Source organism: Pseudomonas sp. LBUM1658 (assembly GCF_059716055.1).
Genome location: NZ_CP166798.1, coordinates 4,000,867 through 4,022,435 on the forward strand (window position 1 = coordinate 4,000,867; position 21,569 = coordinate 4,022,435).

At 57.3% G+C, this 21,569-nt stretch carries 18 protein-coding genes; 11 read left to right on the plus strand and 7 right to left on the minus strand.

What is annotated here, in order from left to right; translation table 11 throughout:
- Nucleotides 1-20: 20 nt before the first annotated feature.
- Complete coding sequence (locus ACA064_RS18180; protein WP_497669371.1) at nucleotides 21-857, minus strand: L-serine ammonia-lyase; 837 nt, start codon at nucleotides 855-857, stop codon at nucleotides 21-23.
- Between the two features lie 788 nt (nucleotides 858-1,645).
- Here ACA064_RS18180 and ACA064_RS18185 point away from each other — a divergent pair.
- Together ACA064_RS18185 and ACA064_RS18190 are read left to right on the plus strand one after the other, a co-directional pair.
- The gene (locus ACA064_RS18185) at nucleotides 1,646-2,419 is read left to right on the plus strand and encodes a ParA family protein (protein WP_497669372.1); all 774 of its coding nucleotides are present in this window, start codon (nucleotides 1,646-1,648) and stop codon (nucleotides 2,417-2,419) included.
- A gap of 101 nt (nucleotides 2,420-2,520) precedes the next feature.
- Nucleotides 2,521-3,285, plus strand: a complete 765-nt coding sequence (locus tag ACA064_RS18190; protein ID WP_497669373.1) for a CHAD domain-containing protein — start codon at nucleotides 2,521-2,523, stop codon at nucleotides 3,283-3,285.
- Nucleotides 3,286-3,288: 3 nt separating this feature from the next.
- Here ACA064_RS18190 and ACA064_RS18195 read toward each other — a convergent pair whose 3' ends face one another.
- Nucleotides 3,289-4,239 carry a Ppx/GppA phosphatase family protein gene (locus ACA064_RS18195; protein WP_497669374.1) on the minus strand — a complete coding sequence of 317 codons (951 nt, stop codon included), beginning with the start codon at nucleotides 4,237-4,239 and terminating at the stop codon, nucleotides 3,289-3,291.
- Nucleotides 4,240-4,453: 214 nt separating this feature from the next.
- Entirely contained in the window at nucleotides 4,454-4,867 is a 414-nt protein-coding gene (locus ACA064_RS18200) for an arsenate reductase ArsC (protein WP_497669375.1), read from the minus strand.
- Nucleotides 4,868-5,152: 285 nt separating this feature from the next.
- Between ACA064_RS18200 and ACA064_RS18205 the strand changes: the two genes are divergently transcribed.
- The 3 genes from ACA064_RS18205 (at nucleotide 5,153) to chrA (ending at nucleotide 9,047) form a co-directional block, all read left to right on the plus strand.
- Nucleotides 5,153-6,250: a carboxynorspermidine decarboxylase gene (locus tag ACA064_RS18205; protein ID WP_497669376.1), complete on the plus strand. Its 1,098-nt coding sequence runs from the start codon at nucleotides 5,153-5,155 to the stop codon at nucleotides 6,248-6,250.
- Nucleotides 6,251-6,277: 27 nt separating this feature from the next.
- Nucleotides 6,278-7,522, plus strand: a complete 1,245-nt coding sequence (locus tag ACA064_RS18210) for a saccharopine dehydrogenase family protein (protein ID WP_497669377.1) — start codon at nucleotides 6,278-6,280, stop codon at nucleotides 7,520-7,522.
- 154 nt (nucleotides 7,523-7,676) lie between these two features.
- The gene (gene chrA / locus ACA064_RS18215; RefSeq protein WP_497669378.1) at nucleotides 7,677-9,047 is read left to right on the plus strand and encodes a chromate efflux transporter; all 1,371 of its coding nucleotides are present in this window, start codon (nucleotides 7,677-7,679) and stop codon (nucleotides 9,045-9,047) included.
- Nucleotides 9,048-9,168: 121 nt separating this feature from the next.
- Here chrA and ACA064_RS18220 read toward each other — a convergent pair whose 3' ends face one another.
- Nucleotides 9,169-10,305: a nickel/cobalt efflux transporter gene (locus ACA064_RS18220; RefSeq protein WP_497669379.1), complete on the minus strand. Its 1,137-nt coding sequence runs from the start codon at nucleotides 10,303-10,305 to the stop codon at nucleotides 9,169-9,171.
- 7 nt (nucleotides 10,306-10,312) lie between these two features.
- Nucleotides 10,313-10,612: a metal-sensing transcriptional repressor gene (locus ACA064_RS18225; RefSeq protein WP_497669380.1), complete on the minus strand. Its 300-nt coding sequence runs from the start codon at nucleotides 10,610-10,612 to the stop codon at nucleotides 10,313-10,315.
- A 193-nt stretch (nucleotides 10,613-10,805) separates the two neighbouring features.
- Here ACA064_RS18225 and ACA064_RS18230 point away from each other — a divergent pair, with 193 nt between their 5' ends.
- Both ACA064_RS18230 and ACA064_RS18235 read left to right on the plus strand, forming a co-directional pair.
- Complete coding sequence (locus ACA064_RS18230; RefSeq protein ID WP_497669381.1) at nucleotides 10,806-11,534, plus strand: c-type cytochrome; 729 nt, start codon at nucleotides 10,806-10,808, stop codon at nucleotides 11,532-11,534.
- A complete protein-coding gene (locus tag ACA064_RS18235) occupies nucleotides 11,524-11,991 on the plus strand; it encodes a DUF411 domain-containing protein (protein ID WP_497669382.1) in 468 nt (155 codons plus the stop codon). Before ACA064_RS18230 ends, ACA064_RS18235 begins: the two co-directional genes overlap by 11 nt.
- On the opposite strand, the gene ACA064_RS18240 is transcribed toward ACA064_RS18235, so the two are convergent.
- Both ACA064_RS18240 and ACA064_RS18245 read right to left on the minus strand, forming a co-directional pair.
- Nucleotides 11,988-13,226 carry an MFS transporter gene (locus tag ACA064_RS18240; protein WP_497669383.1) on the minus strand — a complete coding sequence of 413 codons (1,239 nt, stop codon included), beginning with the start codon at nucleotides 13,224-13,226 and terminating at the stop codon, nucleotides 11,988-11,990. The two genes, ACA064_RS18235 and ACA064_RS18240, sit on opposite strands and share 4 nt — an antisense overlap.
- A 151-nt stretch (nucleotides 13,227-13,377) precedes the next feature.
- Nucleotides 13,378-14,832: a TrkH family potassium uptake protein gene (locus ACA064_RS18245; RefSeq protein WP_497669384.1), complete on the minus strand. Its 1,455-nt coding sequence runs from the start codon at nucleotides 14,830-14,832 to the stop codon at nucleotides 13,378-13,380.
- 221 nt (nucleotides 14,833-15,053) lie between these two features.
- Here ACA064_RS18245 and ACA064_RS18250 point away from each other — a divergent pair, with 221 nt between their 5' ends.
- From ACA064_RS18250 to ACA064_RS18265, 4 genes are all read left to right on the plus strand, one after another.
- Complete coding sequence (locus ACA064_RS18250) at nucleotides 15,054-15,395, plus strand: hypothetical protein (RefSeq protein ID WP_497669385.1); 342 nt, start codon at nucleotides 15,054-15,056, stop codon at nucleotides 15,393-15,395.
- Between the two features lie 100 nt (nucleotides 15,396-15,495).
- Complete coding sequence (locus ACA064_RS18255) at nucleotides 15,496-16,752, plus strand: TolC family protein (protein ID WP_497669386.1); 1,257 nt, start codon at nucleotides 15,496-15,498, stop codon at nucleotides 16,750-16,752.
- Nucleotides 16,749-18,230, plus strand: coding sequence for an efflux RND transporter periplasmic adaptor subunit (locus ACA064_RS18260; protein ID WP_497669387.1), 1,482 nt, complete (start codon nucleotides 16,749-16,751; stop codon nucleotides 18,228-18,230). Before ACA064_RS18255 ends, ACA064_RS18260 begins: the two co-directional genes overlap by 4 nt.
- Nucleotides 18,227-21,385 (plus strand): efflux RND transporter permease subunit, encoded by a 3,159-nt coding sequence (locus ACA064_RS18265; RefSeq protein ID WP_497669388.1) that lies wholly within the window; start codon nucleotides 18,227-18,229, stop codon nucleotides 21,383-21,385. Before ACA064_RS18260 ends, ACA064_RS18265 begins: the two co-directional genes overlap by 4 nt.
- Nucleotides 21,386-21,569: the final 184 nt, after the last annotated feature.

Genomic DNA, 21,569 nt, shown 5'->3' on the forward strand with positions numbered 1-21,569 from the left:
TCTCCTGTTGGTCACGTTGCTCAGCACTCGATGGAGCTGACGGCCAGCCCGCCACGGGAGGTCTCTTTGTATTTGTCATGCATGTCGGCACCGGTATCACGCATGGTGCGGATTACTCGGTCCAGAGAGATGAAATGGGTGCCGTCGCCGCGCAAGGCCATTTGCGCGGCATTGATCGCTTTCACCGCCGCGATGGCGTTGCGCTCGATGCACGGCACTTGCACCAGACCGCCGACCGGATCGCAGGTCAGCCCGAGGTTATGTTTCAGGCCGATTTCCGCCGCGTTTTCCACCTGCTCGGGGCTGGCGCCGAGGATCTCTGCCAGACCGGCGGCGGCCATGGCGCAGGCCGAGCCGACTTCACCCTGACAGCCGACTTCTGCCCCGGAGATCGAGGCATTGCGTTTACACAAAATGCCCACGGCCGCCGCGGCGAGGAAATAGTCCACCACGTCGCTGTCCTTGGCCTCGGGACAGAACTTCATGTAGTACTGCAATACCGCCGGAATAATCCCTGCCGCGCCGTTGGTGGGCGCGGTAACCATGCGCCCGCCCGCGGCGTTTTCTTCATTGACCGCCAGGGCGAACAGGTTCACCCATTCCATGGCGCTCAAGGTCGAGCCAATCACATTCGGCTTGCCGATTTCCAGCAAGCTGCGATGCAGGCGCGCCGCACGCCGCTGTACATTCAAGCCGCCGGGCAAAACACCTTCATGCTCGAGCCCGCTGGCCACACAGGTGCGCATCGCTTGCCAGATCCTGGCCAGGCCCTGGCGGATCTCTTCTTCACTGCGCCACACCCTCTCGTTCGCCAGCACTGGAGGGGCCCACTCCAATTTTGAACAAGTCAAAAACACTGATAGCCATCGTTGATCTCCGGGCGACGCTTTCGGGTTAGTCAGGAACTAACCGGATTGTCGGCGCCGGGGATCATCCGGACGTGTTAAATATCGACTCCAAAGTGTTCGCCTGTACCAATTGCGTCATCTACCAGGAAACGGCGGCGTCCCCGGACCGGACTTCGATGAATTTGTTGATGTACACAAAATGGATGGCTGGAGACCGTTTCCTGGTAACGGAGCTTGAACAGCAAGGAAACTCCGGCTTATGGCACGAGTAGCGCTTCATGGATCTCAATGCAAGGTATCCCGCCCTCCCTGCGCTTGCCTGCAAGCCAGATCCTCATTTTGCTCACATCGAAAATCTGTCCCTGCTCCATCAGGGTCAACACGAGGGCATCGGAAACTCTATAGCGCCCACAGGAGGGGCAGTTTCGCTCCTCCCAATCACCATCACACATAATGCGCTCGGCGGGTCCTGCACAAATGAGACAGTTCATGGGCGCACCCCCTTTGTTTTTTAACAGTCTCTACCCGACCCGAGATCCACGCACCCGCTTCCCATCCGAAAAGCTGCCGCCTATCCAAAGTTGCGGTGATTGAATCAACCGGCCATACAAGTGCGGCATTTGGCAGCTGACTCGGGTGGAGGGGGAGATATGTCAGGTTTCGACCAGGAACAGTCGGATCCGAGCTGAGCGTGCCCTTGTGGCTTGGCTCATCAGCAGCTGAACATCCTCTAAACAGACACCTCTGTAGCCACGCAAGAGTAGAATTCCCGTACTAAGTACTCGTTGGGATGTGTCATGAGGCGTGTGGTGTTCAATCAGAAAGGCGGTGTGGGTAAATCCAGTATCGCTTGCAACCTTGCAGCCATCAGTGCCTTTGAGGGGTACCGTACATTACTGATAGATCTGGATGTCCAGGCAAACGCTACCCATTACCTGACCGGTCTGCGTGGTAATGATGTCCCTCTTGGGATTGCGGACTTCTTCAAGCAGGCGCTGTTCCCCAGTTCCATTTCAAAGAAAGCTCAGGCCCACATCCACGAAACGCCCTTCGACAACCTGCATTTGATTGCAGCATCCTCGGAACTGGCTGACCTGCAATCCAAGCTTGAGGCACGCTACAAAATCCATAAGCTGAGCAAGCTGCTCGACAGGCTCGATGAAGATTATGAGCGGATCTACATGGATACTCCGCCAGGCCTGAACTTCTACAGCGTCTCGGCGCTGATTGCCGCTGACCGTTGCCTGATCCCGTTCGATTGCGACAGTTTCTCCCGTCAGGCGATTTACGGCGTGCTTCGAGAAATCGAGGAAATCAAAAGTGACCATAACGAGAAGCTGGAAGTTGAAGGCATCGTCGTCAACCAATACCAGGCTCGCAGCGCCCTGCCGCGACGATTGCTGGATGAGCTGATTGCGGAGGAGCTGCCAGTGCTGCCGGTGTACCTGATGAGTTCGGTGAAGATGCGTGAGTCACATCAGGCGTGCAAACCGCTGATCTACCTGGAACCGCAGCACAAACTATCCCGGCAGTTCGCGGAACTCTTCAGCTTGTTGGAGGAGCGCTCCTGAGTACTGACTCAAGTGTGTTTCGCTAAAGAAAGTGTTGCTCTCGAAGTCCGGGGTTTCTCTGCTAGTCTGGTTCCACCGTCGCTGAAGCTGGGGGGAACCTGATGTCATTCGTAGATTCGTTTGTTGGGCAAATCGTGAGGTTTGAAGTCGGGCTCTATCATGCTCGCGCCCGAATGGAAGCCAGGACGGACACTGAGTCCCTGCACGATCTCAGAATCAATCTGCGGCGCATCAGAAGCCTGTTGCGGCCATTACGTGAGACAGAGGGTGTCGCGCCACTGAATGAGGCCGCCGCCGCGGTGGGCAGGCTGACCACGCCTGCGCGTGACCTTGAGGTGTTGATAGAAGAGCTTGAGGCGCAAGGATTCCCAAAGCACGCGCATGTCAGGAAAGCGACTTTACAGGCCAGCTATGGCCGCATCGTTAAAGCCCGAGCGATCAATCAGCTGTTTTCGCAACTGGATGAGTGGCCTTCAGTCTTCCGCGCGGCTGAGCGGGCGGGTGAATTGGGCCGGATTGAAAAGACCATCAGCAAACGCTTGCACAAGCAGATCGAGCGCCTGAAAGCTGCGTTGGCAGACCCGCAGTTTGATCGTCACCAGTTAAGAATCCTGGTCAAGCGCACGCGCTATCTCAACGAGGCTTTTCCTCAGCTGTCGCCCCTGTCTGGTGAGGCCGCTGCGTCGCTCAAGGCTGTGCAGTCGGCCCTGGGCTCATGGCACGATCATTTCCAGTGGTGCCTCAAGGCCGAGCACGAAGAAGATCTTCAGCCCCTTGAACACGGATGGCACGCAGCTGCCGCAGCGGCGCTATTGAAAGCAGAGGCACAGCTGACACGGCTTCTTCGGTTGCTTGCAAAGACCTAGCCTCTACATGAGCGATGAGCCAGGCATCCGCATCAGGCCGTGGAGTACCCCCATTCTCAAACCTGGTTCGGAGGGGATCATCTCTTCGATGCCTAATACTTTGAAAGCAGCGAGCATTACCGCCAGCCCACCCGGCAAAGTACTCAATCGTTGTGCTTGCAGGCCAGCCAGTTTCAATTGTTTGACGTGGCCGGCCTCCAGCAGACAAATGGACAAGCGCAACAGGCCTGCATAGGTAATGCCGTCTTGACCATAGGCATTCAGGCCATTGGCCTTGAGTATCTTGGCCAGCATCCTTGCCGTGCCGGAAGAGCCAATGGCTTGCTCCCAGCCTAATTTGCGATAACGGTAGGCAACTTTTTCGATTTTATCGCTGGCGATTCGTTCGGCCTCCTGGAGAGAGCGACTGTCAATAAAACCGCCGACAAAATAGCGCTTGCTGAAACTGCCGCTGCCGATCGCTATGCTTTCAGTCAGCAACGGACGATCACCCTGCCCCACAATGAGTTCGGTAGACCCGCCACCGATATCAACGACCAGTCGAACGACTTGCGCACTTGGCATTGTGTGGGCCACACCCGCATAGACGAGTTTGGCTTCCTCACGTCCGGAAATCACATCGATGCGGAAGCCCAAGCGTTGTTCGGCGCCAGCGAGAAATATGTCGCAATTATTGGCCTCACGGACTGCGCTGGTGGCCACCGCGCGAACACGGCCAGCCTCGAAATTGCGTAGCTGCTTGCCGAATCGCTCCAGGGCCAGCCACCCCCGCTCCAACGCCAAACCATCCAATGCTTTTCCTTGAAACCCTTCTGCAAGACGCACGGGCTCGCGAAAGGTTTTAACTTCCTGAATAACCAGCCGTTGGTTGCGCTTGACCTGTTGGCCAATCATCATCCGAAACGCATTGGAACCCAGATCAACGGCGGCAAATAGCGAAGCGTCACCCTTCATGCAGAATTCCTTTTGAGTTCACGAGCCGAGAGCACTTCGTCCGCGAGACCATAAAAAGTAGGGGTGATGAATCTTGCCACTGGAACCATGACATTACGATGACATCGGCTGAGCTGGCCGAAGCTCGACAGGCGCGCACCGAGACGCGCTTCGTTATCTACGAGCACACATTCACAGGTGACCGTGCGTGGTTGCGCTTTACGCTATTGGAGCTTCACTGCCTCGTCTTCACAGTGATGAACATTTTGATGCGGTCATGAATTTCTTGTAGCGCATGACGGAAGGGATCATGCCGTTCGCTGGTCACTGGATTCTCGAAGTTCCATACGATCACCTCTCCGGATGACGGCATCCGCGCGGCCTCCTCGGACGATTTGTCGCAGAGCGTAATCACATAATGGAACTGCTGTCCCTCAAACTCATCGATGGCCTTACTGCGCAGGCCAGTGGCATCAATGCCGATGTGATCGAGAGAATCAAGCGTGCGTGGGTCGACCTCACTGGCCACCAGACCTGCACTGAAGGCTTCGAAGTGTTCGGGATCGGTATGCCGAAGCAGTGCTTCGGCCATCAGGGAGCGAACGTCATTGTTCGCACAGACGAACAAAATCCGGATTTTTTCAGCCATGGCTAACATTGCTCCCTTCAGTTCGATTCACCAAACAAAGATACTCGCCATTGCAACAGAGCTTTCTTACCGTTTTATTTCAAACAGATGAAAGGCCGCAGCAGATTGTGCAACAGCGCATGGGGCACAGCGCCCGCAGAGCGATTATCCAGAGTAGGCTACACGCTTGACCGGGAAGCAATGTCAGGCACTGACTCGGCGAAAATGCGTTTCCCACCTTTCGATATGTATCAAGTGAAGGCACAATGCACGCCCTTTTTGGCTGGCCTTGCCGGAGGCCTCGAAATGATCAAAACGCCGTACTACCTCATCGATAAACAAAAGCTGCTGGTCAATCTGCAGAAAATCGCCTATGTGCGCGAACAGTCCGGGGCCAAGGCCCTGCTGGCACTCAAGTGCTTCGCCACCTGGTCGGTGTTCGATCTGATGCAGCAATACATGGACGGCACCACGTCGTCGTCGCTCTACGAGCTCAAGCTCGGTCGACAGAAGTTCGCTGGCGAGACCCACGCCTACAGCGTGGCCTGGGCCGATGACGAGATCGAGGAGATGCTCGCCAACTGCGACAAGATCATCTTCAACTCCATCAGCCAGTTGCAGCGCTACACCGAGGCTTCAGCAGGCAAGGTGCGCGGTCTGCGGGTCAATCCGCAGGTGAGCAGCTCGGATTACCTGCTGGCCGACCCGGCGCGACCGTTCAGCCGTCTGGGCGAGTGGGACCCGGTGAAGATCGAACAGGTCATCGGGCAGATCTCCGGCTTCATGTTCCACAACAACTGCGAGAACGACGACTTCGGCCTGTTCGACCAGATGCTGTGCTCCATTGAAGAGCGATTCGGTCATCTGCTGCACAAGGTCGAGTGGGTCAGCCTCGGTGGCGGCATTCACTTCACCGGTGAAGGCTACGCGCTGGACGAATTTTGCGCGCGCCTCAAGGCGTTCTCGCAGAAGTACGGCGTGCAGGTCTACCTGGAGCCGGGCGAAGCCGCTATCACTCAGAGCGCGTCGCTGGAAGTCACCGTGCTCGACACCCTCTACAACGGCAAGCACCTGGCGGTAGTGGACAGCTCTATCGAAGCACACATGCTCGATCTGCTGATCTATCGCCTGAACGCCAAGCTGGCGCCCAGCGAGGGCGAGCACACCTACATGGTGTGCGGCAAATCCTGCCTGGCCGGAGACATTTTCGGTGAGTATCAATTTGCTCGTCCGCTGGCCATCGGCGATCGGCTGTCGTTCATCGACGCAGCGGGTTACACCATGGTCAAGAAGAACTGGTTCAACGGCCTGAAAATGCCGTCCATCGTGGTGAAACAACTCGACGGCAGTGTCGAGGTGGTTCGTGAGTTTGGTTACAACGACTACATGTCCAGCCTTTCGTAAGCTGGCAGAGAAGGAGAAAGAGATAAATTGAAGAAGAACGTACTTATCATTGGCGCAGGAGGTGTCGCCAAGGTGGTGGCCCACAAGTGCGCGCAGCACAACGATGAACTCGGTCGTATAGCTATCGCGTCGCGCAGCATCTCCAAATGCCGGGCCATCATCGAAAGCGTCAAGGCCAAGGGCAGCCTCAAGCAGCCCGCCGACATCGAAGCCTTCTCGCTGGACGCTCTGGATATCGAGGCGACCAAGGCGCTGATCCGCGAAACCGGATCGCAGATCGTCATCAACGTCGGCTCCGCCTTCCTCAACATGTCGGTGCTGCGTGCCTGCATCGATACCGGCGCAGCCTACCTGGACACCGCCATTCACGAAGTACCGGGCAAAATCTGCGAGACGCCGCCCTGGTATGGCAACTACGAGTGGAACCACCTCGAGGAATGCCAGCAGAAGAACATTACCGCCATTCTCGGCGTGGGTTTCGACCCGGGTGTGGTCAACGCCTATGCAGCACTGGCGCAACAACAGTATTTCGACCGCATTGATTCGATCGACATTCTCGACGTCAATGCCGGTTCCCATGGCAAGTATTTCGCCACCAATTTCGACCCGGAAATCAATTTCCGCGAGTTCACCGGACAGGTGTGGAGCTGGCAGAACAGTCAGTGGACCAGCAACTCGATGTTCGAAGTCAAACGCACCGACGACCTGCCGGTCGTAGGCGCGCAGAACCTGTACCTGACCGGCCATGATGAAGTGCACTCCCTGTCGAAGAACCTCGGCGTGCCCAACGTGCGTTTCTGGATGAGCTTCGGCGAGCACTACATCAATGTGTTCACCGTACTCAAGAACCTCGGCCTGCTCTCCGAGCAACCGGTCAAGACCGCCGAAGGCCTGGAAGTCGTGCCGCTGAAAGTGGTCAAGGCCGTGCTCCCTGATCCGGGCTCGCTGGCGCCCGGCTACACCGGCAAGACCTGCATCGGCGATCTGGTCAAGGGCACCAAGGATGGTCAGCCGCGCGAGGTGTTCATCTACAACGTGGCCGACCACGAGGAAGCCTACGCAGAAACCGACAGCCAGGGCATTTCCTATACCGCTGGCGTGCCGCCGGTGGCTGCAGCCCTGCTGGTAGCCCGTGGCGAGTGGGACGTGCAGCGCATGGTCAACGTCGAGGAGCTGCCGGCTGAGCCGTTCCTCAAGGCGCTGGATGTGATGGGCCTGCCGACCCGCATCAAGGATGAGTCTGGCGACCGTCCCTGGAACGCTATCGCCTGATAACGTTTAAAAGGCAGGGTGCGCCGGAATGGGCGCACCTTTTATTCAGATCCATAGGTTTCAGCTCTCGCCACGGCATGGCCAGCTCCTCGGAATCGACCCTGCCAGTAAAAACTGTTAGCTATGTGTTTGAACTGATTTGTTACCTATGTGGATGAACAATCCAATAAGTAAGGTTTCCATCTTAGCAGTTGAAGAGGATCTGCCGAGGCCTGAGGCAATCAGTTTGCGTGAGTCGTTTTGGTTCTGGCTGAAATTGGGTTTTATCAGCTTCGGCGGGCCAGCAGGACAGATCTCGATCATGCACCAGGAGCTGGTAGAACGTCGGCGCTGGATTTCCGAACGGCGGTTTCTGCATGCTCTCAACTACTGCATGTTGCTGCCTGGGCCCGAGGCTCAGCAATTGGCGACCTACATCGGCTGGCTGATGCATCGAACCTGGGGAGGTGTGATCGCTGGAGCACTGTTTGTGCTGCCCTCACTGTTCATCCTGATTGCACTGTCCTGGCTGTATATCGCCTTCGGCGAAGTCCCCGTGGTGGCAGGGTTCTTCTACGGGATCAAACCCGCCGTAACGGCCATTGTTGTGCAGGCGGCTCATCGGATCGGCTCACGGGCTTTGAAGAATAATTGGTTGTGGATGATAGCGGCCGCTTCGTTCACCGCGATCTTCGCGTTCAATGTCCCGTTCCCGCTGATCGTACTGGCAGCGGCGTTAATCGGTTATGTCGGTGGGCGCTTGGCGCCAGAGAAATTCAGAACCGGAGGCCACAGCGCCGCCAAAAAATCCTTCGGCCCGGCCTTGATCGATGACGACACCCCGTCCCCAGAGCATGCCCGCTTCAGTTGGCGGAAACTGATGCTGCTCGCACTCATTGGCGCCGTGTTATGGGCGTTACCGATGGGAATTCTGACCGCCCTCTTTGGCTGGGAAGGCACCTTGACCCAGATGGGTTGGTTCTTTACCAAGGCAGCATTGCTGACCTTTGGCGGAGCCTACGCCGTGCTCCCATATGTCTACCAGGGCGCGGTCGGTCACTATGGCTGGCTGACTCCAAACCAGATGATCGATGGCCTGGCGCTGAGGGAAACCACACCAGGGCCACTGATCATGGTGGTGGCCTTCGTCGGCTTTGTCGGGGCCTATGTCTCGCAAGTGTTCGGTGCCGATCATGTGTTTCTGGCTGGAGCTGTCGCAGCCTCCCTGGTGACGTGGTTCACCTTCCTGCCATCGTTCCTGTTCATCCTCGCGGGTGGTCCACTGGTGGAGTCGACCCACAACGAACTCAAGTTCACTGCGCCACTTACCGCGATTACCGCGGCGGTAGTGGGGGTGATCCTCAATCTGGCATGTTTCTTCGGCTACCACGTGCTTTGGCCGAACGGCTTCAGCGGCAGTCTCGATTGGCCCTCTGCACTAGTCGCCATAGCAGCGGCGATTGCCTTGTTCCGCTTCAAGCGGGGCGTCATTCAGGTGCTGATGGCCTGTGCGCTCTTGGGTTTGGCGGTGCATCTGCTGCGCTAGAGAACACGAGTTGACTAACTATCGCAGACGACCATGAAATGCTGGTTCAGCGCAGAGCCGAGTGCGTTCCCAATGATGGCGGCTGCCAATAGTGGGAGAGTTCAAACACCCAAGCATCGTCCTAAGCGTTCAAGCCGATCCAGCCATGAATGCCCACGTAGAGGCCGACACCGATGATCAACAGGCTGGAAAGGTAAGGTGCGCGGCGGACAACAGCGCCCAGCCAAGGCCAGCGATTGGAGGCTTGCCTTGCACCGATGGCCGCAGCGGCACCGATGGTAACCAAGGTGATCGCCAAGCCAATGCTGAAGCACAGGACGAGCATGCCACCCAATGCGACTTCTTTAACCTGAAGGCAGAGCAATAGGACGGTAATGGCTGCAGGGCAAGGAATCAGGCCGCCGGTCAACCCGAACACGATGATCTGCCCCGTAGTGACCTCTCGGTTGGTAAAGCGCTTACGAATGTCGTTGGTATGCGCACGCTCATGCGCATCCTGATAACCCTCAAGTGACAGCTCCAAACCTTCCAGCTCGGAATGCGCGTGCCCATGATCATGCTCCTGATACTCCAGGTCGTAATCATGGGAGTGACCAGCATGTCCCAGGCTCAAGCGAGTATTAAACTCATGAGGTTCAGGGATGTTGACGGTCGATTCCAGGAAACCTTCACGCTCGACAAATGAGAACGCTTGAGTGCTGCCGTCTGGACGGGTAGTGATCAGACGAACGTCTGAAGCGGGCCAGGCATGTCCGCTCAAGGCTTTCAGGCGCCAGTGTGGAGGCATGCCTTCTTCAAAGATCGACAGTTCAATACGGCCATGGCCGGTATCGATGCGATGAGTTTCATCATGGTGACCATGGTCATGCTCCCCGTGCTGGTGATCACCCCCTTGCTCGAACTTGAACATCTGCTCGCCGCGCCAAGTACGCCACAGCATCCAGAGTGCGATCACAATGATCAGAGCGGAGGATGCGAGCTGGAAGTAAGGTTCGGTAGTTTCCGCGTCCAGACCTTTACCCAGGTACATGCCACCGATGGCGACCAACCACACCACCAAGGTGTGTGAGAGCGTAGCGGCCAAGCCTAACAGGACAGCCTGTTTCACCGAGCCACGAATCGCCACGATAAAGGCTGCCATCATGGTTTTTGAATGGCCAGGTTCCAGCCCATGCAATGCGCCGAGCAAAATGGCGCTTGGAAAGTACAACCAGGCTTGAGACCCACCCTGTTGCAAGAGTTCAGCAAAATTGGGCATGTCAGACCTAGAGGTACTTGGTGATTTGTTTAAACGCTTCCAGAGGTGCTCGCTCGCCACCACTCAACGCTGAGACGGTGTCTTCCAGGCAGTGATCGATGTGATCCTGGATGAGCGTTCGCTTGGCCTGACACAGCGCTTTCTCCACCGCGTGCAACTGCTGAGCAATGTCCACGCACTCACGACCCTCTTCGATCATGGTGATGATGCTGCGCAGATGACCGTCCGCACGCTTGAGGCGCTTGATGATCGCCTCGTGGCTTTGGTGAGTATGCGGGTGGCTGTGTTCGTGCTTGTGCTCACTCATGACTTGAGCCTCTGCCCTCAATGAATTAGGCTGGGCATCGTATCCCCCAGGGGGGGTTATATCAATCACCTCACGGCCGCAAAAAACGAACCCAAATCCAGATGCTCAGTAGATCCACTCCTGACCACCAACACGAAACACTCGAGATCGGCCAGTTTCTGGCCCCCAGTGCGATTCTCATTTTGATGGGGTATTGGCGGCGGATGATCCGCATTCCGAACCCGTTTACTCACTTCTGTCCACTGCTCGGGATCGCTCGATAGCAGTGCGCTCACGCGATATTGAAGTTCCCGACCTGAGCGATGAAACGCTCATTCGTGCAGGTGCTGGTAACTACAACTCAATGTGCATTGGCTGCCACCTTGCTCCGGGACTCGCAGGAACCGAGTTAAGTAATAGCCTTTACCCTGCACCTCCAAATCTTTCAAAACTGGGCGTTGATGGAAACCCTGCCGCAGCGTTCTGGATCATCAAGCATGGAATCAAATCCACAGGCATGCCCGCCTGGGGTAAAAGCATGGCTGATCCCTACATCTGGGGAATGGTCGCTTTTCTTAAGCAGCTTCCCACCCTGAATGCAGAGCAATACACCGCTCTAGCAGTCAGCAGTGGTGGTCATCAACACGGTGGCGGCGAGAGCAAAATGCATAACCATGAAGGTCAGCATGAGGGTCAAAAAGGGGCTGCCTCTGGACATCATTATGCAGGTGCAGCCGAAGAGGTAGCCGAAGTAGGCGACCATCATGGCGAGAGAAACAGCGCCCATGCCCATGGGGAGGCCGCAGCGCCTTCTCAGGATGAAAGTACCAAACACGCCCATCCTCAGGGTGCCGAAGCTTCACATGACGCTTCTGCAACTCCGGCCACTCAGCCAAAAACTCATACCCATGCTGATGGGACGGAACATACCCATGCGAAATAACTATCTTCGTCCTGGTCGGGCACTTCGCCTCGCTGCATTCGCGGCTCTGTTTATCAGTTCCGCCGGTCATGCAGCAGAACCGCTGACAATCGATGTCCATCGTGACGCTAACTGTGGATGCTGCAAAAAGTGGATGCAGCACCTTGAAGCTAACGGCTTCACCGTCGTTGATCATGTAGAAACCAACATGAGCGCGATCAAGCAGGACCTGGGTGTTGTTCCGCGTCTCTCGTCATGCCACACCGCGGTGATCAACGGAAAATTTGTTGAAGGTCACGTGCCTGCCGAGCAAATAGTTGCTTTGAGCAAGCGCGACGACCTTATCGGGATTGCTGTGCCGGGCATGCCGGCAGGCTCGCCTGGTATGGAGGTCGATGGGAAGCAGGATGCTTATCAGGTCATCGGCCTGAGCAAAGCAGGTACCGACCAAGTGATTGCCGAGTACCCGGCAAACTAGTTTTCAAACTTTCCATAATTTTTGCGTGGTCCGTGATCATGCAAGCGACGTGTGCTCTTACTACGTTGTGCTATTAGCAGTATGAGCGCTACCGCAGAAAAAATTGCTCCGGCATAAAATGTCATTGCTGAACCATAAGTTTGCCAAAGTAACCCCGCAATCCCGCTTGCCAGCAACATGGATACACCACTCACCAAATTGAAAATCCCGAAAGCGGTTCCTTTTAATTCTGCTGGTGTCGTGTCAGCGACAAGGGCAGCCAGTAACCCCTGACTGAATCCCATATGAAGTCCCCATAGGGCGACGCCAAGCACCAACATTGAGACGGACTCGGCGCTGGCTAGAACCAGATCGGACAAGATCAGCAATATCAACCCGACCCCGAGAAGACTAGTGCGGCTTACACGGTCAGAGAGCTTCCCCACAGGGTAGGCCGAGAGCGTGTAGAACAAGGCCATCACCACCATCACTATAGGCACCCAGGTTGCAGACAGTCCTGTTTGCTGAGCGCGCAAGACCAGAAAGGCCTCGCTAAAACGTGCCAAGGTGAACAATGCGCCGATTATCACCACCCACCAATAAGCCGGCGAAAAGCTGTAGACCAGTTGTAGCCGTATGGGTGAACGAAAGCGCTGAGCTGACTGCTCATGTTCGGGCTCATCGACGCCAACGAAAATCAGGCTGACGGCGACCAATGCCGGTATCACCGCGATCCATAACACTAGTGGAATGTTTTCACTGAAGGCATACATCAGGCCGATGGCTACTGCTGGCCCGAGGAAGGCTCCTATCGTATCCATGGATTGACGTAAGCCGAAGCAAGCGCCACGGATCTCCGGTGGCGATACATCAGCGACCAGGGCATCACGTGGAGCGCCGCGAATACCTTTGCCAATCCGATCCAGAAAGCGTGCGGTGAACACCATTTCTGCGGAGTGGGCCAGCGGAAAGAGCGGCTTGGTGAGTGCAGCCAGTCCGTAGCCGAGCAACAGCAGGCTTTTGCGTCGTCCGAAATAATCGCTGATGGCGCCTGAAAACACTTTAACGATCAGGGCCGTCGCCTCCGCAATACCCTCGATCAGCCCCAGTGTGATCATGCTGACGCCTAGAGAACCCACCAAATACATTGGCAGCAGGCTATGAACCATTTCTGAAGACAAGTCCATGAACAGGCTGACGAACCCTAACGCCCAGACCGTACGGGGGATGCTACGTGTCGCTATCGTCCGGGACATATTCCAGTTTCCTTGGCTGTCGCCCGCAAGTGTATTTGCTGCGTCCAGTGGTTCTGTTGCGGCGAGATCACATTGAGCTATCAGCTCAACAAGCGGGATACGATACCAGGTGTTTCGCGGGCATCGAAAAAACGCGCTCCTACCAACCCAATTAGTACCTCCAAAAGACTGGTGTGAGCAGCACCAGCACGGTCAAAATTTCCAGCCTTCCCAAGAGCATGCCGACCGTCAGCAACCATTTTGCTGCATCCGGCAAGGTCGAGAAGTTGCCCGCAGGACCAATGATCGTGCCCAGTCCGGGACCCACGTTGCATACTGCGGTGGCAGCACCGCTTAAAGCAGTCGTCCAATCAAGACCGATCAGCGCCAACCCCAGGGCAATGCCACCGATGGTGATGGTGAAAAAAAATGAAAAGGTCAATAGCGAGCGCGTGATGTCTTCGTCAATGGGATGGCCGTTGTATTTTTTCCGAATCACCGCACGAGGATGAATCAGTTGTTTCAGGCTGCCCATCAGCAATGAAGAGGCAACCTGAAAGCGGAATATTTTAAGCCCTCCCGCCGTAGACCCAGAGCAGCCGCCGACGAAGGTCAAATAGAAAAACAGTAGAACGGCAAAACTGCCCCATAAGGTGTAATCCCCAAGGGCGACACCCGTGGTGGTGACCACCGAGGTCACATTGACTGCCACGATACGAAACGCTTCCCACCAGCTGTAATCACTGTGAAAGCATAACCACGTACCAATTAGCAGCCAGGTAATCACCAGAAACCCGATGAACCCTCGCACCTGATGGTCTTTTAATAACACACGTTTGTTACCCCGTAGTGTGGCGACATACAAGGTGAAAGGCAGGCTGCCGAGAATCATGATGACAACAGCCACCCAATGAATAGCCGGTTGAGGCCAGTGCGCCAGGGACGCATCCGAGGTCGAAAAGCCGCCCGTTGAAACTAATGACATCGCATGATTGATCGCTTCGAAAGGGGTCATGCCCGCTACCCACAGCGCCAGAGTGGACACCCCGGTCAGCCCGAGGTAGAGCACCAGAATATATTTCGCCGCGACGTGAGAGCGTGGTGTCACTTTCTCTGACCAGTCTGAAGATTCAGTCTGAAACAAACGCATGCCGCCGACTCGCAACAAAGGCAAAATCGCCACGGCCATGCCGATAAAACCAATTCCTCCGAGCCAGTGCAGCATCGAGCGCCAAATCAGTAATCCTGGAGACGCGGTATCCAGCCCCGTCAAGATCGTCGAACCGGTGGTGGTGATGCCGGACATCGTTTCAAAAAACGCATCGGTGTAGCTGATGTGATGGATGAGCACCATCGGCAAAGCCGCAAAGACGCAGACGATAACCCAACTGGCCGTGGTCAACAGGTACATATCTCGTGGACGAAGTTGGGCAACCTCTGGACGCCCGCGAATAATCAGCGCCAGCCCACAGACGAAGGTGATCAGGCTCGACCAGAGAAACGCCGACAGATCATCACTGCGGTCATAAACCACCAGGGTAAACATGGGAATCACCATGCTCACGGCCAACGTGATCAAAAAAATACCCAGGATAAATCCGATAAGCCGCAGTACTGCAATTGACATAAAAAACGCCTGGCTGATGAGCGCCGCACAGTATCAATTGACTGAACATGGTTGCCCGTAAAATTTGCGTAAAGTTCACCGGTGAACTGAGTCCATCTGATCGTCATTAGCCATCTGCGCGAACGATTAGCCAAAGAGTGGATCTGCAGAGGCTATCCTGCCGGGTTCTACCTGACAGATTCGTAATGGTATAGCTCGTTACCAGCGACTAGACTCCCTGCATGAAACGCTATCTGCGGCATTGCCTCATTTTACTGATCAGCCTGGCGCTTCCCCTGAGCGGGATGGCGGGCATTCAGTCACCGACAGAACCTTGCCCGATGCAAACGACCGGCATGACCATGATGGATGATATGAACCAGGACTGCTGCCTTGACATGAGCAGCTCCGCCGATCATGGCAAACCCTGCAAACCCGGCCAGGAATGCAGGAGCGCCAGTCTGCTTCAAGTGTCGTTGGGGAAACCTGTCACCCGTTTGTCCAGCCCGCAGATGCTGACAATCGTCAGCGCCCTCCTCCCTACTCAGGCCCCCTCCGGGGTTTGGCGACCGCCTCGGGTTTGATTCCTGTACCACACCGAGCCTCATCCCGCCCTGGCGCGGGATGGCATATCTGCGCGCGAGTCCAAGAGGCGCGCAGTGGATCATCACAGGAATCGTGAGCATGAATCCCAAGTGCTACTGCACCGGTTGGCCCCTCGTGGCTGCCCTGGCGGCAAGCGTGCTGGCATTGCCAAGCCTTGCTGCGCCGCTGACACTCGACGAAGCCTTGCGGTTGGCCGAAACCAATGCACCATCGCTGACCGCCCAAGCAGCCAAACTGCAAGCCGCCAGCAGCGCCGCCATTCCAGCCGGCGAACTACCCGACCCGAAGCTCCTGCTGGGCGTCCAAAACTATCCCATCGGCGGTCCGGACCGCTGGCGCCTCGAGCAGGACTTCATGACCATGCAGATGATCGGCGTCATGCAGGAGGTGCCCAACCGTGACAAGCGTAGGGCGCGCATCGAAGTTGCCGAGGCATCCGTAGATCGCGCCGCGGCCGAAAGCCGCGTGGAGCGTCTAAACGTTCGCCAGGCCACGGCATTGGCCTGGATCAGCAGCTACTCCGTCGAGCGTAAAGAGGCGCTGTTTCAGGATTTTTACCGGGAGAACCGTCTGTTGGCCGATACCGTTCGGGCGCAGATCGCCGGTGGTCGTGCTCAGCCTGCCGATGCGGTAACGCCGAAACAGGAAGCGGCTCAGTTGGCGGAACAACAGGACGATCTGATCCGCTTGCGGGCACAAGCCAGAGCGGCTCTCAGACGCTGGATAGGTCCGGCCGCCAATGACCAGCCCGTCGGCAGCTTGCCCGAATGGCCCATCGACGCCTCGGGTTACTCCCATAAGCTGCAACATCACCCCGCACTGGCGGCATTCGCGCCAATGACTCGCGAAGCACAGGCCAAGGTCCGTGAAGCCAAGGCGCAAAAGCAGTCCGACTGGAGTTGGGAGCTTGATTACCAGCGCCGCGGCCGTCAGTTCGGCGACATGGTCAGCGTGCAGTTCACGTTCGACCTGCCACTGTTCCCCGACTCCCGACAAAACCCGAAGATCGCCGCCAAGCATGCCGAACTGAATCAGTTGGAGGCCGAGCGCGAAGCGCTCGTACGTGAACATACCCAGCAACTGGAGGACGATCTGGCCGAATACGAGCGTCTGAACCGTGCCGTGCACCGCAGCCAGGACAGCCTGTTACCCCTGGCCAAGGAAAAAGTCGGGCTGACCATGGCCAGCTACCGCGCCGGTAAAAGCGACTTGGCGGCTGTCATCGCTGCCCGACGTGAACTCATCGAGACCCGCCTCAAACAGGTCGACTTCGAAGAACAGCGAGCCCTCACCAGTGCTCGCCTGTATTTCGCTTATGGGGACGCCAATCAATGAGCACTCGAATCTGGAAAGGGGCTTTGCTGACAGGCCTCTCGATTGCCCTGGGCGCTGCCGGTGGTTACTGGTTCGCTCAGCAGCGCATGAGTGCAATGCCTGAGACCACCACCGAACCGGCCCCTAAAACCCAAGACGAACGCAAAGTACTGTATTGGTACGACCCGATGTCCCCGCAGCAGAAGTTCGATAAACCAGGCCAATCGCCCTTCATGGATATGGAGTTGGTGCCCCGATACGCTGATGCTGCGCCAGACAGTGCGGCCATCAGTATCGACCCAAGCCTGACCCAGAATCTCGGCTTGCGACTGGCCACCGTCACTCGCGGCGTGCTTGCTTCCAGCCTGGACGTGGTCGGTGTGCTGGCATTCAACGAGCGGGATGTCGCGGTGATTCAATCGCGTACTGCCGGCTTTGTGGAGCGAGTGTATGCCCGTGCTCCAGGCGATGTGCTCAAAGCCAATGCGCCTTTGGCCGATATCCTGGTTCCGGAGTGGGCCGCTGCTCAGGAAGAGTTTCTCGCACTCAAACGCAGTGGCGATGCCGACTTGCTGGCGGCAGCACGTCAACGCTTGCGCTTGACCGGGATGCCAGCAACGCTGATCGCTCTAGTGGAGCGAAGCGGCAAGAGCCAGCCGGTCCTGACGCTCACCAGCCCCATTGGCGGTGTGCTGCAAACGTTGGATGTACGTACGGGTATGACCGTGGCGGCCGGCCAAACGCTGGCTCGAGTCAATGGCTTGAGCAGCGTGTGGCTGGCAGTGGCCGTTCCAGAGTCGGAGACTGGATCGATCATCGTCGGGCAAGCGGTCGAAGCACGTCTGCCCGCCTTCCCGGGAACAGTGCTCAAGGGCACGGTCAGCGCGATTCTGCCCGAAACCAATCCCGACAGCCGAACTGTGCGTGTGCGGGTCGAACTGCCCAACCCTGATGGGCGGCTCAGGCCGGGTATGACGGCTCAGGTGCACCTCAATCGTTCGACCGAACAAAGCGTGCTGTGGGTGCCAAGCGAGGCCATCATTCGCACCGGCCGACGCGTCCTGGTGATGCTCGCCGAAGACGCCGGTCGCTACCGCCCCGTAGAAGTGCAACTCGGGCAGGAAAACGATGGCAAGACGGTGGTGTTGAAGGGGCTGGAAGAAGGCCAGCAGGTGGTCAGCTCTGGACAGTTCCTGCTCGACTCTGAGGCCAGTCTCAAGGGCATTGTTGCGAAAACCCTGGAAATACCACCTCCCGCCGCAGCCGCAGCCTTTCACGAGGCCGATGGGCAGGTTGTCGAAATCAATAGCAATGACGTGACCCTCGCCCATGGGCCGTTCAAGACGCTGGGCATGCCTGGCATGACCATGACCTTCCCATTGGCTGACCCTGCTCTCATGCAAGGGCTCAAGGCGGGGGACAAGGTTCGGGTCTCGGTGAGCCAAACCGATGATGGGTTGCGCGTTGAACGCCTGGAAAAAACCGGGGGCCAGCCATGATCGCAGCCCTGATTCGCTGGTCAGTCGCCAACCGCTTCCTGGTGTTGCTGGCGACGATCTTCGTCACGGTCTGGGGCGTCTGGTCGGTTCAGAGCACGCCGATCGATGCACTTCCGGATCTCTCTGATGTTCAGGTGATCATCCGTACCCCTTACCCGGGACAAGCGCCGCAGATCGTTGAGAACCAGGTGACCTACCCATTGGCCACCACCATGCTCTCGGTGCCGGGGGCCAAGACCGTGCGCGGTTATTCCTTTTTCGGCGACAGCTTCGTGTATGTGCTGTTCGAAGACGGTACCGATTTGTATTGGGCTCGCTCGCGGGTGCTGGAGTATTTGAGTCAGGTCCAAAGCCGCCTGCCGGCTTCCGCCAAACCGTCCTTGGGGCCAGACGCCACGGGAGTGGGCTGGATCTATCAGTACGCACTGGTGGACCGCAGTGGCGGACACGACCTGGCGCAACTGCGCGCCTTGCAGGACTGGTTCCTCAAGTTCGAACTCAAGACTCTGCCCAACGTTGCAGAAGTGGCCACCGTGGGCGGCATGGTCAAGCAGTATCAAGTGCAGCTCGATCCACTGAAACTGGCCAGCCTCGGTATCACTCAGGCTGAGGTGACCGAGGCTATTGGCAAGGCCAATCAGGAAACCGGTGGCGCCGTGCTGGAGATGGCGGAGACCGAGTTCATGGTGCGCGCCTCCGGTTACCTGAAGACGCTGAATGACTTTCGTTCGATTCCGCTCAAGCTCGGTGCCGGCGGGGTCCCGGTGTCCCTCGGCGACGTGGCGACTATCCAGTTGGGCCCGGAGATGCGCCGCGGCATCACGGAACTCGACGGCGAAGGCGAGACCGTCGGCGGCGTGGTGATTCTGCGCAGTGGCAAGAATGCTCGCGAAACCATTGCCGCCGTCAAAGCCAAACTTGACGACCTGAAAAACAGCCTGCCGGCCGGGGTAGAAATCGTCACCACCTATGACCGCAGCAAACTGATCGATCGCGCAGTGGAAAACCTCAGCTACAAGCTGCTCGAGGAGTTCATCGTCGTCGCGTTGGTCTGTGGAGTATTCCTCTGGCATCTGCGTTCATCCCTGGTGGCGATTATTTCCTTACCGGTGGGGGTGCTGATTGCCTTCATCGTTATGCGTTACCAAGGGATCAACGCCAACATCATGTCGTTGGGCGGGATCGCTATCGCCATCGGCGCCATGGTCGACGCCGCCGTGGTAATGATCGAGAACGCCCACAAGAAGGTTGAGGCCTGGCATATGGTCCATCCAGGGGAAGAGTTGAAGGGCGAACGTCACTGGCAGGTGGTAACCGAAGCGGCAGCCGAGGTGGGACCTGCGCTATTCTTCTGCCTGCTGATCATCACCCTGTCGTTTATTCCGGTGTTCACCCTGGAAGCTCAAGAAGGACGGCTGTTTGGTCCATTGGCCTTCACCAAGACCTATGCCATGGCTGCGGCGGCCGGACTGTCGGTAACCCTGGTGCCGGTGCTGATGGGCTACTGGATTCGTGGACGGATCCCCAAAGAGGAACAGAACCCTCTGAACCGCTGGTTGATCAGGATCTATCAGCCAGCCCTGGATGCGGTGTTACGTCGCCCCAAAGTTACTCTGCTGATCGCGCTGTTGGTCTTTCTCAGCGCGTTATGGCCGATATCCCGCTTGGGTGGCGAGTTCCTCCCAGCCCTGGACGAGGGCGATCTGCTCTATATGCCTTCGGCTCTGCCGGGCTTGTCGGCGCAGAAAGCGGCGCATCTGCTGCAACAGACCGACCGCCTGATCAAGACGATTCCCGAAGTCGAACACGTCTTCGGTAAAGCGGGCCGCGCCGAAACCGCCACCGACCCGGCGCCACTGGAGATGTTCGAGACCACGATCCAGTTCAAACCAAGCGAGCAGTGGCGTCCTGGTATGACCCAGGAAAAACTGGTGGAAGAGCTGGATCGAGTGGTACGCGTCCCTGGCCTGACCAATATCTGGATACCACCGATCCGCAACCGCATCGACATGCTCGCCACCGGGATCAAGAGTCCGATCGGAGTGAAAATTGCCGGCACAAACTTGACGGAAATCGACACGGCGACTCAGGCGGTCGAGCGCGTAGCCAAAAACGTGCCCGGGGTCAGTTCGGCTCTGGCTGAACGATTAACGGGTGGCCGTTACATTGATGTGGATATCGACCGTAAGGCTGCTGCCCGCTACGGGCTGAACATCGCCGATGTGCAGTCAATCGTGGCCGGCGCTATTGGCGGTGAAAACGTCGGGGAGACTATTGAAGGGCTCGCACGCTTCCCGATCAACGTGCGTTATCCCCGTGAGTGGCGTGACTCGCTCGGCGCCTTGGAGCAGCTGCCGATCTACACCCCTTTGGGCAGTCAGATCACCCTCGGCACCGTGGCAAAGATCAAGGTTAGCGACGGCCCTCCCATGCTCAAGAGCGAGAACGCACGGCCTTCCGGCTGGGTGTACATCGACGTGCGAGGCCGGGATATTGCCTCAGTGGTCGCCGACCTGCGCCGGGTCGTCAGTGAGCAAGTCAAGTTGCAGCCGGGCATGAGCCTGAGTTACTCGGGGCAGTTCGAGTTTCTCGAACGGGCCAACGCGCGACTCAAGCTGGTGGTGCCGGCCACTCTGCTGATCATTTTCGTGCTGCTTTACCTGACCTTTGCTCGCTTCGACGAGGCTTTGCTGATCATGGCTACCCTGCCGTTCGCCCTGACTGGCGGGGCGTGGTTCCTCTATCTGCTGGGGTTCAATTTATCGGTGGCAACCGGAGTCGGTTTTATCGCCCTGGCCGGTGTGTCTGCCGAGTTTGGCGTGATCATGCTGCTGTACCTGAAGAACGCCTGGGCCGAACGTGAAGAGGCCGGCGACAGTACTGAGCGCGGGCTGATCGCCTCTATTCGCGAAGGCGCGGTGCAGCGGGTTAGACCCAAGGCCATGACGGTGGCCGTCATCATTGCAGGCCTCTTACCCATCCTCTTGGGCAGCGGCACCGGTAGCGAAGTGATGAGCCGCATCGCCGCGCCCATGGTCGGCGGCATGATCACCGCGCCCTTGTTGTCCTTGTTCGTCATTCCGGCAGCTTACCGCTTGATGCGCCGCCGACGCATCGCTGTTGAACCCACCACAATTCAAGGAAAAATCGTATGAAACTGAGCCTTATCGCAGTCGCAAGCACCGTAGCAGTGCTGTCTCCAATTTCAGGATAGGTACCAAGAAAAATATGGGGTTGCCTATCCGACCAGGAAAAGCGGAAGTGTCAGCTCTTGGCACCTTTCGCCTTAACGAAAAGAGCGAGGCCGTCGTAGTCAGGGAGGGTGTAGTGCTTGGCACG